This window comes from Pseudarthrobacter sp. RHLT1-30-1, assembly GCF_059383415.1.
In genome coordinates, this window is sequence record NZ_JBWZCG010000010.1 from 17,120 (window position 1) to 30,073 (window position 12,954).

The following is a 12,954-nucleotide window of genomic DNA, read 5'->3' on the forward strand; positions in this document are numbered from 1 at the left end:
GCAGGTGTCCCGGACCGTGGGTCACAGCCGTTCAGCGTCGGGTCTTGCGAGCCAAAGCTTCGAAATTTCAGCCTTGATGTCGTCGCAGTCAACGCGCCGAATCTGCTGCAGAAGCTGATCGCCGGTAGCCGCGGTCCGCCAGGCCCCCGATCACTCCTACCATCGCGCCGGGAAGGGCCCAGAGGGCGCCCAGCTGCCGCAGCATGCTGTGCGGCGATACCAGGGCGATGCCGCCGACCACGATTGCCGGGGCCGCCACGCATGCAGTCACACAATGCGGATGGCCGCGCAGGAATGACCAGGCGGCGCCTGCCAGCGACGCGGCGGAGCCGGCATGGATATAGAGGCCGCCAATACGGGCATCCTCCTCAAGTCCCGGCACTGGCTGGTACCCCAGGATGAAGAATGACCTCCACAGGCCAACGGCCATCAGGACGACGGAAGCCAGAACCAGGATGGACCAGAGGATGGCACCCGGCCACCCGCGACGTCGCAGTCGTACATATTGCAGGCTCATCGGCTAGAAGAACATCGGCGGGGCGTCCAGCACTGTTTCATCGACGCGCCGGTCTTCCCACTGGGTGAACGGCTTGTCCAGCTCGTACTTGCCGTCCTCGGTGCGGTGCAGGGTGCGGACCTCGGCGTTGTCCGGGTTGTTGAGGGACTCGAAGTACTCCACCGACCAGTGGAACCAGCGCATGCAGAACAGCCGCATGGTGAGGCCGTGGGTGACAAACAGTGCATTGGGGGCGTAGTCCGGTCTTGCCCAGTGCCGGTGCAGGGTCTCCATGAACGAGGAGACCCGGTCATAGACATCGGAGCCGGACTCGCCCTCCCGGAAGCGGTAGAAGAAGTGGCCGTAGGCGTTGCGGAGTTCCTTCTGGTCCTCGATCTCGCCGGCGATCTGGAAGTTGGCCCAGTCCTGCTCCCGCAGCCGCGGTTCCTCGATCACGCGCTCGACCAGCGCGCCGAGGTTGAGCGCCTCAAGGGTCTGGTAGGCACGCAGGTAGGGGGAGACGTACACGCAGACCTGCCGGCCGTCCAGCAGCCGCCGGACCTGCTCGCCGGCCGCCCGGGCCTGGTCCAGGCCGAGCTCGGTCAGCGGAATCCGGTAATCGGGCACCCGGTTATAGATCGAGGTGTCGGCATTGGCGGCGGACTGGCCATGCCGGATCATGATGATTTTCCCGGGCGCACTCATAATCCCCAAGCATAGGCGGCAACTCCGGGCAAGATAGGAACATGCTCGTTCCCTCCCGCCGCCGTCTGCGGCTAGAAGTCTGGATCGTCCTGGGCCTGTCCCTGGGGCAGTCCGCCGTGTATTCGGTCGTTCAGCTCCTGGACAAGATGACCCGTGCGCCGCTGGCGGAGGGCACCTCCACCCTGAACCGTTCGCAAAGTACCCGGGAGTACTTTGATCTGACCTACCAGCTGCTGGATATCTTCTTCGCCCTGGTGCCGGTGGCCCTGGTGATTTACTTCCTGACCGAGCACCGGCCGGCCGGACTGTCCGGCGGCGGTGGCCGGGGCGTCACGGCGTTCCGGACCCTGGGCCTCAGTTTTGCCCGCCCCGGCAGGGACCTGCTGCAGGGCTTCGGCCTGGCGGCGCTGATCGGCATCCCCTCCCTCGGCCTCTACGCTGCCGGCCGGGCTCTCGGCATCACGACGGCGATCATCCCCAGCGCGCTGGACGCGTACTGGTGGACGGTGCCGGTGCTGATCCTCTCCGCAGTCCGGCACGGGATCGTGGAGGAGGTGATCGTGGTGGGCTACCTGCTGGACCGGCTCGGCAAGTTCGGCTGGGGTGTGCCGCTGGCGGTCTTCACCAGTTCCATGCTGCGCGGCAGCTACCACCTCTACCAGGGCTTCGGCCCGTTCATCGGCAACGCCATCATGGGCGTCATCTTCGCGCTCATCTACACGAGGACCCGGCGGCTGATGCCGCTGGTGATCGCCCACGCCGTGCTGGACATCGTGGCGTTCGTCGGCTTCAGCCTCTTCGGCAAGGCCATCGGCCTGGGCTGAGTCTGCACCCAATCAACGCGGAGTCACCTCCGGCCCATCCGGAGCCTTCGGACGGGCGCGAAGTGACTCCGCGTTGCCGGTATTAGGTTGCCGGTATTAAAAAGTATCGGCCGCCATCGGTGGGTGACGTCATTGGCACCCGCTGATGGCGGCCGAAGTGTTGGGCGGTGAAACGCTAGATGGTGACGGCCCCGGTGGCGGTCTCGAATGTGACGGACAGGATACCGGGGGTGCCGCGGGGAGCGAGCCAGTGGACGGCCACGTCTTCGAGGGGCTTTTCGACCGGCACACCGAGCCATTCGGTGACCCGCTCTGCCGAACCGGCGATCGTGAGGGCGGACATCTTGACGTTGCTCTCGTAGGCCTTAGACGGGTGGAGTTCCGGATCGCCTTCCCACTTGAGCATGTACGGAACCTGCGGATCGGCGATGAGCCCCAGGATGCCGATCTGCTTCCAGACCAGTTCGCGGCCGTCGGGGAACTTGCGGTTGCCGTTGACGGCGGCGCGGCCGAGCCGTTCCTCGAACGGGGCCAGGTCGTCAACTTCGACGCACCAGCCCATCCAGCCGCCGCCGGCTTCGGAGCGGGCACGGACGGCCTGCCCGAAGGGAGCCTTGTCCGAGGCCGGGTGGTTCAGCACCTCCACAACCTCGAGATATTTGTGTCCCGCGAGCGGGATAATCATGTTGCGGGTCCCGAATCTGGGGTGTACTCCGCCCTTCACGGCTTCAACGCCGAGGGCAGACGCAATTCGTTCGGTGGTGGCAGCGAGGCCATCTTGTTCACAGGCGTAAGAGACGTGATCCATGCGCATGCCATCATCTTGGCACTTTGTGATGCGGCTCTCAGCTTAGGGTGCCCTTACCGGGATGGGATCCTAAATTCCGGGGTGCGCTCACGGCTGTTCCTCCTTGTCAATAGGGCGTCAATGGGGTGTCAGTGGCGCTCCAACGCGACTGACAGCCCCCGCCGCGCATCCAGCTTCATCTTCGTCACAAAGCTATTCACGACCCGTCACCGCTTCCTAGACTGAGGGCAGGTCATGAGTGCCAGCACAGAGCCCCGGCTTGCTGGCCGGCAACCCTCGTATCGCGGTGGGGTGCCCCGGGTGAAGACCTGGCCGTCCGGCGCCCGCCGGAAGGCAAGCGCGGCGCCAGTGCTGACCCGGGCCAAGAGGCTCCGGAATGCCTGTGCCCAGTCCCTTGAGGAGTGTCCCGATGTCGAACGCCTGGTCCTTCGAAACCCGCCAGATCCATGCCGGCCAGGAGCCGGACAGCGCCACCGGCGCCCGCTCGCTGCCGATCTACCAGACGACGTCGTTCGTCTTCCCCAGCGCCGAGAGCGCCGCCAACCGCTTCGCCCTGGCCGAACTTGCCCCCATCTACACCCGGATCGGCAACCCCACCCAGGACGCGGTGGAACAGCGGGTGGCCAGCCTGGAAGGCGGGCTCGCGGCACTGCTGCTGAGCTCCGGCCAGGCCGCGGAAACCTTCGCGATCCTCAACGTCGCCGAGGTCGGGGATCATGTGGTGGCGAGCCCCAGCCTCTACGGCGGCACCTACAACCTGCTGGCGCATACGCTGAAAAAGTTCGGCATCTCTGTCACCTTCGTGGAGGACCCCGACAACCTAGCCCAGTGGCGCGACGCCGTGCAGCCGAACACCAAGCTGTTCTTTGGCGAAGTCGTCTCCAACCCGCGCCAGGACGTGCTGGACATCGAAGGCATCTCACAGGTGGCGCACGAGGCCGGTGTCCCGCTGATCGTGGACAACACGCTCTCCACCCCGTACCTGATCCGGCCGATCGAGTGGGGTGCGGACATCGTGGTGCACTCCGCCACGAAGTACCTCGGCGGCCACGGCGCCGCGATCGCGGGAGTGATCGTGGATTCCGGCAACTTCGATTTCGGCAAGGACCCGGAGCGTTTCCCCGGCTTCAACACCCCCGACCCCACCTACAACGGCCTCGTCTACGCCCGGGACCTCGGCGCGGACGGTGCCCTCGGCGCCAACCTGTCCTACATCCTCAAGGCCCGCGTCCAGCTGCTGCGCGACCTCGGCTCGGCGGTGTCCCCGTTCAACGCCTTCCTCATCGCCCAGGGCATCGAAACCCTGAGCCTGCGGGTGGAGCGGCACGTCGCGAACGCCATCAGGGTGGCTGAATGGCTCGAAGCCAGGGACGACGTCGAATCCGTCGCCTACGCGGGGCTGCCCTCCAGCCCCTGGTACGAGCGCGGCCGCAAATACGGGCCCAAGGGGACCGGCGCCGTCGTCGCCTTCAACATCGCCGGCGGAGCCGAAGCCGGAAAGCGGTTCGTCGACGCCCTCGAACTGCACTCGCACGTGGCCAACATCGGCGACGTGCGCTCGCTGGTCATCCACCCGGCGTCGACCACGCACAGCCAGCTCTCCCCGGAACAGCAGACCATCGCCGGCGTGAACCCCGGCCTGGTGCGGCTCTCCGTAGGCCTGGAACACATCGACGACATCCTCGCCGACCTCGACGCCGGATTCCGCGCGGCCAAGACCGCCTGAGCAGCACCGGCGCCCGGCGCCAGGTCTGGGACAGCCTGGGCTGCCCGGGCGCCGGTCCAACGCGGGGAGTCACACGGACGTCACAATCTTCGCCACCTGCCCGCCGCGTTTCGTAGACTCAAGGAAGGTCATGAGCGCCAGCGACAGCCCCGGCTTGCTGGCCGGCAACCCTCCATTTGCGGCGGGGTGCCCCGGGTGAAGACCTGGCCCGCCGGTCAGCTGACGGTGGGCAAGCGCGAAGTGAGGTCCCAAATGACGATTGCCGCCACCCGCCAGGGTGCATCTGTAACCACGACCACCCAACCCCACGCCCCCGCCCCGGCCGGCCAGGGCGCTGCCCCGGCGGTCCCGGACGGAACCGTCCGGCACCTCCGGATCGGCGACCTGGAACTCGAATCCGGCGCCCGGCTGCCGGACGTCACCCTCGGCTACGAGACCTGGGGGACCCTCAACGCGGACCGCTCCAACGCGGTTTTGATCGAGCACGCGCTCACGGGGGACACCCACGTCACGCGCGGCGACAGCGAGGAGCCCGGCTGGTGGGAGCAGCTCGCCGGCCCCGGTGCTCCCGTGGACACGGACAAGTACTTCGTCGTCTCGATCAACATCCTCGGTGGCTGCTACGGCTCCACCGGGCCCTCCACCACGGCTCCCGACGGAAAGCCCTGGGGCTCACGGTTCCCGCTCGTCACGCTCCGGGACACGACGGCGGCCGAAGCACGGCTGGCGGACGCCCTGGGCATCCGCAGCTGGTTCGCCGTGCTCGGTGGTTCCCTGGGCGGGGCCCGGGCCCTGGAGTGGGCGGTCAGCTGTCCGGAGCGGGTCCAGCGCTGCGCCGTGATTTCCGTCGGGGCGAGCAGCACCGCCGAACAGATTGCCTTCGCGCAGGCGCAGACGCTGGCGATCCGGCAGGATCCCAATTTCAACGGCGGAGATTACTACGGCGGCCCGGAGCCGGAAGCGGGCCTGGCCCTCGCCCGGCGGATAGCGCACATCACCTACCGTTCCGCCGCAGAGCTGGACGAGCGGTTCGGCCGGAACGCCCAGGACTCCGAGTCCCCGCTCGAAGCCGGGTCCCTGGCCGGCCGGGGACGCTACCAGGTCGAGAGCTACCTGGACCACCAGGGCAACAAACTGGTCCGGCGCTTCGATGCGAACAGCTACATCGCCATCACCGAGGCGCTCATGAGCCACGACATCAGCCGGGGCCGCGGCGCCCTCACCGAGGCCCTGGCTCCGACCACGGCGCAGTTCCTGGTGGCAGCCGTCGACTCGGACCGGCTGTACTTCCCGGCCCAGTCCGATGCCCTCGCCGCTGCCCTGCCGGGTGACGTGGCCGTGCACACCATCGAGGCGCCGATCGGGCATGACGGCTTCCTGACCGAGATCGGCCAGCTCACCAACCAGCTCCGGCAGCACTTCTTCGGCTAGTCCTTCGACCAAAAACCGGGCCGGGTGTGCATTTATGCAGATACGCTCTGCACTAATGGCCGTTGAGCCTGCGGGCGTGAACGTCCATACTCGTTGAGAATGATGCCGCGTGTCACAAATCACAGGCGTCCACCGCCGCAAAGGTCCATAGGGTGTCGACGGAGACACCAAAGGAGTCGAAAATGAGTTCTCAAAACGCCGCCAGGCGCCCCCAAGAGGAAGACGTCAAGTCGTCCGGCCTGAAGAAGGTAGTAACGGCCTCCATGGCCGGCACCGTAGTTGAGTGGTACGAGTTCTTCCTCTACGCCTCCGCGGCGACCCTCGTTTTCGGTAAGACCTTTTTCCCCAACTCCGGCTCGGAACTGGACGGCATCATTGCCGCCTTCCTGACCTACGCTGTTGGTTTCGTCGCCCGGCCGATCGGCGGCATCGTCTTCGGCCACTTCGGCGACAAGTTCGGCCGCAAGCAGCTGCTCCAGCTCAGCATCATCCTGGTGGGCGTCGCGACCTTCGCGATGGGCTGCCTGCCGACCTTCCAGCAGATCGGCTACTGGGCCCCGGCCCTCCTGGTGTTCCTGCGCTTCGCCCAGGGCTTCGCCGTCGGCGGTGAATGGGGCGGCGCCGTCCTCCTCGTGGCAGAGCACAGCCCAAGCAAATCCCGCGGCTTCTGGTCCAGCTGGCCGCAGTCCGCCGTTCCGCTGGGCAACCTGCTGGCCACGGCCGTGCTGTTCATCCTGAGCTCCACGCTGTCTTCCGCCGACTTCCTCAGCTGGGGCTGGCGTGTGGCCTTCTGGCTCTCGGCCGTGATCGTGCTGATCGGCTACTACATCCGGACCAAGGTCACGGACGCCCCCATCTTCCTGGAGGCCCAGAAGGAAGTCACCGTCGAGAAGAAGGGTTACGGCGTCGGAGAGGTGTTCCGCCGCTACCCGCGTGGTGTTTTCACCGCGATGGGCCTTCGCTTCGCGGAAAACATCCTGTACTACCTCGTGGTCACGTTCTCCATCACCTACCTGAAGGTGGTTGTCCAGACGGACACCTCACGGATCCTCCTTCTGTTGCTGGCGGCGCACCTCGTCCACTTCGCGGTGGTGCCCATGGTCGGCCGCATGTCCGACCACTTCGGCCGCAAGCCGGTCTACATGGCCGGTGCCATCCTGGGCGGCACCTGGGGCTTCTTCGCCTTCCCGATGATGGACACCAAGAACGACCTCATCATCCTCGCCGCCATCACGATCGGCCTGCTCTTCCACGCCCTGATGTATGCCGGCCAGCCGGCCATCATGGCTGAGATGTTCCCGACCCGGATGCGCTACTCCGGCGTCTCGCTGGGCTACCAGGTCACCTCGATCGTGGCCGGTTCAATGGCCCCAATCATCGCCACCGCCCTGCTGAGCCAGTTCAAGTCCTCCACCCCGGTGGCTGTCTACCTGCTCGGCGCCTGCCTGGTCACGATGGTGGCGGTGTTCTTCCTCAAGGAAACCCGCGGCATCTCCCTGCACGACGTCGACGCCGCCGATGCCAAGGGCACCGCGGACCTGCTTGCCGCAGGCAAGAAGTAAAAGGCAAGAAGTAACAGCCAAGAAGTAACAGGCAACAAGCAAGCAACTGCCCGCAAGGCAGTGCGAATATGCAGCAGCCCGGGTTCCGCAAAGGCGGAACCCGGGCTGTTGCCGTTGCCGCCGGCTTAGCTTGTCAGGACCGCGAAGCCCGGGCCGCGGCTCATCCCGCCGGGACCGCTCAACCCCGCGAGAACCGCTCAGCCGGCCAGGACCGCCCGGCGTTCGGAAATCTCCGTGCGGATCGCCTCGAGCACCGCCTGCACCGGGGCCGAGCGCAGGGACTCCGAACGTGCCACGGCCCAGATCGGGAGCTGCCGCTGGAAGTCGTCCGGCAGCACAGGCACGAAACTGGCGTCACCAACCGCCAGGAAGTTGGGCAGCAGACCGATCCCCGCGCCGCGGCGGACAGCCTCAAGCTGGGCAAAGATGCTGGTGGCCTGGAAGCTCGAGCGGGGGACGGGCAACTGGGTGGAGCGGTGGCCCAGTTCGGCGACCTGCAGCGCCGACTCCACGTAGGACACAAAGCCGTGCTGCCGGACGTCGTCGAGCGTCACCGGCAGGCCGTGCTCGCGGACGTACTGCGGGCTGGCGTACAGCCGGAGGAAGTAATTGGACAGGAAAATGGTCTGCGCATTGCTGACGTCCTCCAGATTGCCCACCACCACCTCGAGGTCGACCCCGGACCGGTTCTTGCTGACCTTGCGGGTGGCGCTGAGCATTTCAACGTTGAGCAGCGGGTGGTTCCGCTGCAGCCGGACGAGCGCCGGCGCGAGGAACTCGGCGCCGAAGCCGTCGGGGGTGCTGATCCGGACCAGGCCGGAGAGCACATCTTCGGACCGGGCGATCCGGTTCGTCAGCGCACCAAGGGTGCCCTCGATCGCTTCGGCGGCCACCACGGCGTCAGTGCCCAGATCGGTCAGTTCCCAGCCGTGCGGACTCCGCTCCAGGGTGCGGCCGCCGAGCTGTTTGTCCAGGGCCAGGATCCGGCGGGAGATCGTGGTGTGGGTTGTGCCGAGGGCTTCCGCCACCGCGTTGAACCGGCCCAGCCGCGCCACGGTCAGCAGGATGAGCAGGTCGTCCGGACTCGGAAGCCGCCTCAAGTCCACGCTGAATCCTCCAAAATCAGGCATGTGCATCCATGCACATGCCATCTGTAGTTTTTTATCTTGATTGCACTGTAACAGGGTGTGATGCTGGACACGGAAGTCCGGCGAATGGCCGGCTGCAACACCTACGGCGACACCCACAGCACGACGCAAAGCAAAGGAGCTTATGCCATGGCAGTAATCGCTTGGATCGGACTGGGGAACATGGGCGGGTCCATGTCAGTGAATCTCGCCAAGGCCGGCCACGACGTCCGCGGCTTTGACCTCAACGCCGACGCCGTTGCCGCCGCGGTGGCAGGCGGCGTCAAACCCGCCGGAAGCATCGCCGACGCCGTCGACGGCGCCGACGTCGTCTTCACGATGCTCCCCAAGGGCGAGCACGCCCGGGCCGTCTACCTCGGCGAGGACGGCGTCCTGGCCCATGCGGACACGCGCACCCTGTTGGTGGATTCCTCCACGATCGACATCGCCTCTGCCCAGGCCCTGCACGACGCCGCCGCTGCCGCCGGCTTCCGCTTCGTCGACGCCCCGGTGTCCGGCGGGATGAGCGGCGCCAAAGCCGCCACCCTGACGTTCATGATCGGCGGCGAAGCCGGCGCCGTGGCCGAGGCCACCGAATACATCAAGCCGATGGCGGCGAACATCATCCCCACCGGCGGAGCCACCACCGGCCAGGCCGCGAAGATCTGCAACAACCTCATGCTCTTCATCAACCTCGCCTCCACCGCCGAAGGCGCGGTGCTCGCCGACCGGCTGGGGCTGGACAAGCAGGTCTTCTGGGACATCGCCTCGGTTTCCTCCGGTGACAGCTGGGCGCTGCGCACCTGGTATCCGGTCGCCGGCGTGGTCCCCACCGCTGCGTCGAACAACGACTTCGCGCCGACCTTCACCACGGAGCTGGCCAACAAGGACATCGGACTCGCGATCAGCGCGGCGCGGGACACCGGCACCCCGCTGGAAATCGGCGAGCACGTCCAGCAGCTCTTCCAGCGCCTCATCGACTCCGGCAAGGCAGGCATGGACTGCTCCGCGATCGTCAAGCTGGTCGACGGCACCCTGGACACGGCGAAGTAGCAGCCCCGGGCGGACGACGTCGTAACCGTCACGCCGTCACCTGGCCGTCCTTCCTCAGAATTTCCCACCCAGAACTCCCCGCGCACAGCGGCCCCGAACAGTCCCACGAAAGAGAACCACCATGGAACGCATTCCGCACTTCATCAACGGCGCCCTGATTTCCGACGCCGAGCGCTACGGCCCCGTCTTCAACCCGGCCACCGGCGAGCAGGAAAAAGAGGTTGCCCTCGCCTCCGCCGACCGCGTCGGGGAAGCCATCAGCGCGGCCCGGGCCGCCCTGCCGGGCTGGCGCGCCACCAGCCTGGGCAAGCGCACCAACATCTTCTTCAAGGTCCGCGAAATCCTGATGGAGCGCCGCCCGGAACTGGCAGCCCTGCTGACCAGCGAACACGGCAAGGTCCTCTCCGACGCCGAGGGCGAGATCACCCGCGGCCTGGAGAACATCGAATTCGCCACCGGGCTGTCGCACGCACTCAAGGGCGAACGCTCGGAGCAGGTCGCCAGCGGCGTCGACGTCCACTCGGTGCGCCAGCCCGTCGGCGTGGTCGCCTGCATTACCCCGTTCAACTTCCCGGCCATGGTGCCGCTGTGGATGATCGGCAGCGCCCTGGCCTGCGGCAACACCGTGCTGCTCAAGCCCAGCGAAAAGGACCCGTCCTCGGCCGTCTTCATCGCGCAGGTCTTCGCCGAAGCCGGTCTGCCCGCCGGTGTCCTCAACGTGGTCCACGGCGACAAGGAAGCCGTCGACGTGCTGCTGGAGCACCCCGACGTCAAGGCGATCAGCTTCGTCGGCTCGACGCCGATCGCCCAGTCCATCTACAAGCGCGCCGCCGATCACGGAAAGCGGGTGCAGGCCCTGGGCGGCGCCAAGAACCACATGGTGGTGCTGCCCGACGCTGACCTGAACATGGCTGCCGACGCCGCCGTCTCCGCGGCCTACGGCTCCGCCGGCGAGCGCTGCATGGCCGTCAGCGTCCTGGTCGCCGTCGGGAACATCGCCGATGATCTGGTCGGGGCCATCACCACCCGGATGGCCACCCTGAAGATTGGCCCCGGCACCGACCCGGCGTCGCAGATGGGCCCGCTCATCACCGCCGAGCACCGCGCCAAGGTGGCCTCCTATGTTGCCGGCGCGGCCGAGGAAGGCGCCACCGTGGTGGTGGACGGGCGGGACCAGCAGTTCGACTCCAAGGGCTTTTTCATCGGCGTCAGCCTGGTTGACCACGTCAAGCCCGGCATGAAGGTCTACGACGACGAGATCTTCGGCCCGGTCCTCTCCGTGGTCCGGGTGGAGACCTACGCGGACGCGGTCAAGCTCGTCAACGACAACGAGTTCGGCAACGGCGTGGCGATCTTCACCCGCGACGGCGGCGCCGCGCGGCAGTTCGAGTTCGACGTCGAAGCCGGCATGGTGGGCGTCAACGTGCCGATCCCGGTCCCGGTGGGCACTTTTTCGTTCGGAGGCTGGAAGAACTCGCTCTTCGGCGACACCCACATGTACGGCCCGGAGAGCATCCGCTTCTACACCCGCGGCAAGGTCGTCACCACCCGCTGGCCGGATCCGTCCACCTCGGTGATCGACCTCGGCTTCCCCCAGGTCGACTAACCCCACCGCACCAAGCAACGCGGGGTCATTTACAGCCCATCCCGGAGGGGATTATGGGCGGTAAATGACCCCGCGTTGCTTGTAGTTGGTGGGTGGGGGATTAGCCCTTCATGATCTCCGCGCGCTGCGCCATGTAGTCCTCCATGGCGAGTTCGCCGTCGCTGTACCACTGGTCCAGTTCAGCAAGTTTGCGCGCCCGGAAGCCTTGCGGGGCCGACGGCGGCAGGGGCGCGGCGGGGCCGGGGGCCGGCTGGGCGCCGGGTTGCTGGCCATTGAACTGCTGGCCGTTGAACTGCGGCGCGTCCTGCGGCGGGAAAGGCTGGGACGGCTTGCCCGGGTAGCCGGGGCTGTCCTCGTAGGGGACCGGCGGCGCCGGTTGCTGCGGCGCGCCGAGCTGGCCGAAGGCCCCGTAATAGTCCCGCTGGGTGTAACCGTCGCGCGGCTGGTTGCTCTGCGGGCCGGGGTAGTTTCCGGGAGCGTCGCCGGGGAACTGCCCGAACTGGCCCGGGACGCCGCCGGGCGCGTCCTGGTTCTGGTTCCGGCCGCGCATGGACTTCTTGTAGTAGCGCATCGCCATCGGGATCAGGAATGACAGAACGATGATCCAAAAGAACAAATTGTTCACGGTACCGGGCCTCTCAGGAAGTGTCCTTCCAGCTTAACGCTCCCGCACCGTCCCCCGTGCCCCGCCAGGGTTGCGGCGCTCAGGGCCGCACCTGCTCGTCGACGCCGGGCGGCCCCTCGCCCGAACCCAGCGGCACCCCCGGGCCGAAGACCGGCCCGGGGAGGGGACGCTTGGCGGTGATACCGTCGCCGGAAGAACGGTTCCGGAGCCGGCGGACCACCCAGGGCATGAAGTGCTCCCGCGCCCAGACCAGGTCACCGGACCGTGCCTGCCGCCAGCTGCGCTGCGGCAGGGGCTTGGGGGAGAGCGGTTCCAGGGTGTGCTCGACGTTGAGCGAATCCAGGACCATCGCCGCGATGGTGTGGTGGCCCAGCGGTGAGAAGTGCAGGCGGTCCGCATCCCACATCTGCGGATCGGTGAGCTGCCGCAGGGACCACATGTCCGCGATGATGGCGTCGTGGCGTGCGGCGATGGTGCGGAGGTTCTCGTTGTAAATGGCGACCTTGCTGCGGACCCGGCCCAGTACCGACGAGCCGGTGTCCGGACCGTTGAAGAGCACCACCGTCGCGCCGGCCAGGCTGAGGATCTGCACCACCGAGTCCAGCTTCTCGGCGAGGGCATCCGGGTCCCCGCCGGGGCGGATCAGGTCGTTCCCGCCGGCGGACAGCGTCACAAGATCCGGCCGGAGGGACAGGCAGTGCGCCAGCTGCTGGTCCACGATCTGCTGCAGGAGCCGGCCCCGGACGGCCAGGTTGGCGTAGGCAAAGTCCTCGTGGCCGCGGCTGAGCTCCTCGGCCACCCGGTCCGCCCAGCCGCGGTGTCCACCCGGGCTCGCGGGCTCGGGGTCACCGATGCCCTCGGTAAAGGAGTCGCCCATGGCCACATAGCGGGTCCAGGGATGGGTCACGGTGTGGCCGGCGGATTTCTCCTCGGCGTCGGTTTCGTTCACGTTCATATCCTGCACTCCTCCCGCAACGCTACGCCAACGTAG

Annotated in this window: 12 protein-coding genes and 2 riboswitches; of the genes, 6 read left to right on the forward strand and 6 right to left on the reverse strand. The window is 67.1% G+C overall.

The window, feature by feature from the left end:
* Nucleotides 1-88: 88 nt before the first annotated feature.
* A complete protein-coding gene (locus AC50YM_RS09150) occupies nucleotides 89-517 on the reverse strand; it encodes a hypothetical protein (protein WP_494956636.1) in 429 nt (142 codons plus the stop codon).
* Between the two features lie 3 nt (nucleotides 518-520).
* Complete coding sequence (locus tag AC50YM_RS09155) at nucleotides 521-1,201, reverse strand: histidine phosphatase family protein (protein WP_494956637.1); 681 nt, start codon at nucleotides 1,199-1,201, stop codon at nucleotides 521-523.
* A gap of 41 nt (nucleotides 1,202-1,242) precedes the next feature.
* Between AC50YM_RS09155 and AC50YM_RS09160 the strand changes: the two genes are divergently transcribed.
* Entirely contained in the window at nucleotides 1,243-2,025 is a 783-nt protein-coding gene (locus AC50YM_RS09160; RefSeq protein WP_494956638.1) for a CPBP family intramembrane glutamic endopeptidase, read from the forward strand.
* 175 nt (nucleotides 2,026-2,200) lie between these two features.
* Here the strand turns inward: AC50YM_RS09160 and AC50YM_RS09165 are convergent, their stop codons facing one another.
* Nucleotides 2,201-2,839: a VOC family protein gene (locus AC50YM_RS09165; RefSeq protein ID WP_494890398.1), complete on the reverse strand. Its 639-nt coding sequence runs from the start codon at nucleotides 2,837-2,839 to the stop codon at nucleotides 2,201-2,203.
* 224 nt (nucleotides 2,840-3,063) lie between these two features.
* Nucleotides 3,064-3,179: riboswitch (SAM riboswitch) on the forward strand.
* Nucleotides 3,180-3,242: 63 nt separating this feature from the next.
* On the opposite strand from AC50YM_RS09165, the gene AC50YM_RS09170 reads away from it, so the two are divergent.
* The 3 genes from AC50YM_RS09170 (at nucleotide 3,243) to AC50YM_RS09180 (ending at nucleotide 7,552) form a co-directional block, all read left to right on the forward strand.
* A complete protein-coding gene (locus tag AC50YM_RS09170) occupies nucleotides 3,243-4,559 on the forward strand; it encodes a bifunctional o-acetylhomoserine/o-acetylserine sulfhydrylase (protein WP_494956639.1) in 1,317 nt (438 codons plus the stop codon).
* A gap of 126 nt (nucleotides 4,560-4,685) precedes the next feature.
* A riboswitch (SAM riboswitch) is annotated at nucleotides 4,686-4,801 on the forward strand.
* A 10-nt stretch (nucleotides 4,802-4,811) separates the two neighbouring features.
* On the forward strand, nucleotides 4,812-5,990 hold the full coding sequence (gene metX, locus AC50YM_RS09175) for a homoserine O-acetyltransferase MetX (protein WP_494956640.1): 1,179 nt from the start codon (nucleotides 4,812-4,814) through the stop codon (nucleotides 5,988-5,990).
* 182 nt (nucleotides 5,991-6,172) lie between these two features.
* Complete coding sequence (locus AC50YM_RS09180) at nucleotides 6,173-7,552, forward strand: MFS transporter (protein ID WP_494956641.1); 1,380 nt, start codon at nucleotides 6,173-6,175, stop codon at nucleotides 7,550-7,552.
* Between the two features lie 197 nt (nucleotides 7,553-7,749).
* Here the strand turns inward: AC50YM_RS09180 and AC50YM_RS09185 are convergent, their stop codons facing one another.
* A complete protein-coding gene (locus tag AC50YM_RS09185) occupies nucleotides 7,750-8,682 on the reverse strand; it encodes a LysR family transcriptional regulator (RefSeq protein WP_494956642.1) in 933 nt (310 codons plus the stop codon).
* Between the two features lie 147 nt (nucleotides 8,683-8,829).
* Between AC50YM_RS09185 and mmsB the strand changes: the two genes are divergently transcribed.
* Together mmsB and AC50YM_RS09195 are read left to right on the forward strand one after the other, a co-directional pair.
* The gene (gene mmsB / locus AC50YM_RS09190; protein ID WP_494956643.1) at nucleotides 8,830-9,732 is read left to right on the forward strand and encodes a 3-hydroxyisobutyrate dehydrogenase; all 903 of its coding nucleotides are present in this window, start codon (nucleotides 8,830-8,832) and stop codon (nucleotides 9,730-9,732) included.
* Between the two features lie 121 nt (nucleotides 9,733-9,853).
* Complete coding sequence (locus AC50YM_RS09195) at nucleotides 9,854-11,338, forward strand: CoA-acylating methylmalonate-semialdehyde dehydrogenase (RefSeq protein ID WP_494956644.1); 1,485 nt, start codon at nucleotides 9,854-9,856, stop codon at nucleotides 11,336-11,338.
* Between the two features lie 100 nt (nucleotides 11,339-11,438).
* Here the strand turns inward: AC50YM_RS09195 and AC50YM_RS09200 are convergent, their stop codons facing one another.
* Nucleotides 11,439-11,963 (reverse strand): hypothetical protein, encoded by a 525-nt coding sequence (locus AC50YM_RS09200; RefSeq protein WP_494956645.1) that lies wholly within the window; start codon nucleotides 11,961-11,963, stop codon nucleotides 11,439-11,441.
* A gap of 79 nt (nucleotides 11,964-12,042) precedes the next feature.
* Nucleotides 12,043-12,918: an SGNH/GDSL hydrolase family protein gene (locus tag AC50YM_RS09205; RefSeq protein ID WP_494956646.1), complete on the reverse strand. Its 876-nt coding sequence runs from the start codon at nucleotides 12,916-12,918 to the stop codon at nucleotides 12,043-12,045.
* Between the last annotated feature and the right edge of the window lie 36 nt (nucleotides 12,919-12,954).

Coding starts and splice junctions, on each gene's coding strand:
- AC50YM_RS09195 (WP_494956644.1), top strand. CDS start 9,854: ATGGAACGCATTCCGCACTTCATCAACGGCGCCCTGATTTCCGACGCC.
- AC50YM_RS09205 (WP_494956646.1), bottom strand. CDS start 12,918: ATGAACGTGAACGAAACCGACGCCGAGGAGAAATCCGCCGGCCACACC.
- AC50YM_RS09180 (WP_494956641.1), top strand. CDS start 6,173: ATGAGTTCTCAAAACGCCGCCAGGCGCCCCCAAGAGGAAGACGTCAAG.
- AC50YM_RS09185 (WP_494956642.1), bottom strand. CDS start 8,682: ATGCCTGATTTTGGAGGATTCAGCGTGGACTTGAGGCGGCTTCCGAGT.
- AC50YM_RS09150 (WP_494956636.1), bottom strand. CDS start 517: ATGAGCCTGCAATATGTACGACTGCGACGTCGCGGGTGGCCGGGTGCC.
- AC50YM_RS09165 (WP_494890398.1), bottom strand. CDS start 2,839: ATGCGCATGGATCACGTCTCTTACGCCTGTGAACAAGATGGCCTCGCT.
- AC50YM_RS09160 (WP_494956638.1), top strand. CDS start 1,243: ATGCTCGTTCCCTCCCGCCGCCGTCTGCGGCTAGAAGTCTGGATCGTC.
- AC50YM_RS09170 (WP_494956639.1), top strand. CDS start 3,243: ATGTCGAACGCCTGGTCCTTCGAAACCCGCCAGATCCATGCCGGCCAG.
- mmsB (WP_494956643.1), top strand. CDS start 8,830: ATGGCAGTAATCGCTTGGATCGGACTGGGGAACATGGGCGGGTCCATG.
- metX (WP_494956640.1), top strand. CDS start 4,812: ATGACGATTGCCGCCACCCGCCAGGGTGCATCTGTAACCACGACCACC.
- AC50YM_RS09155 (WP_494956637.1), bottom strand. CDS start 1,201: ATGAGTGCGCCCGGGAAAATCATCATGATCCGGCATGGCCAGTCCGCC.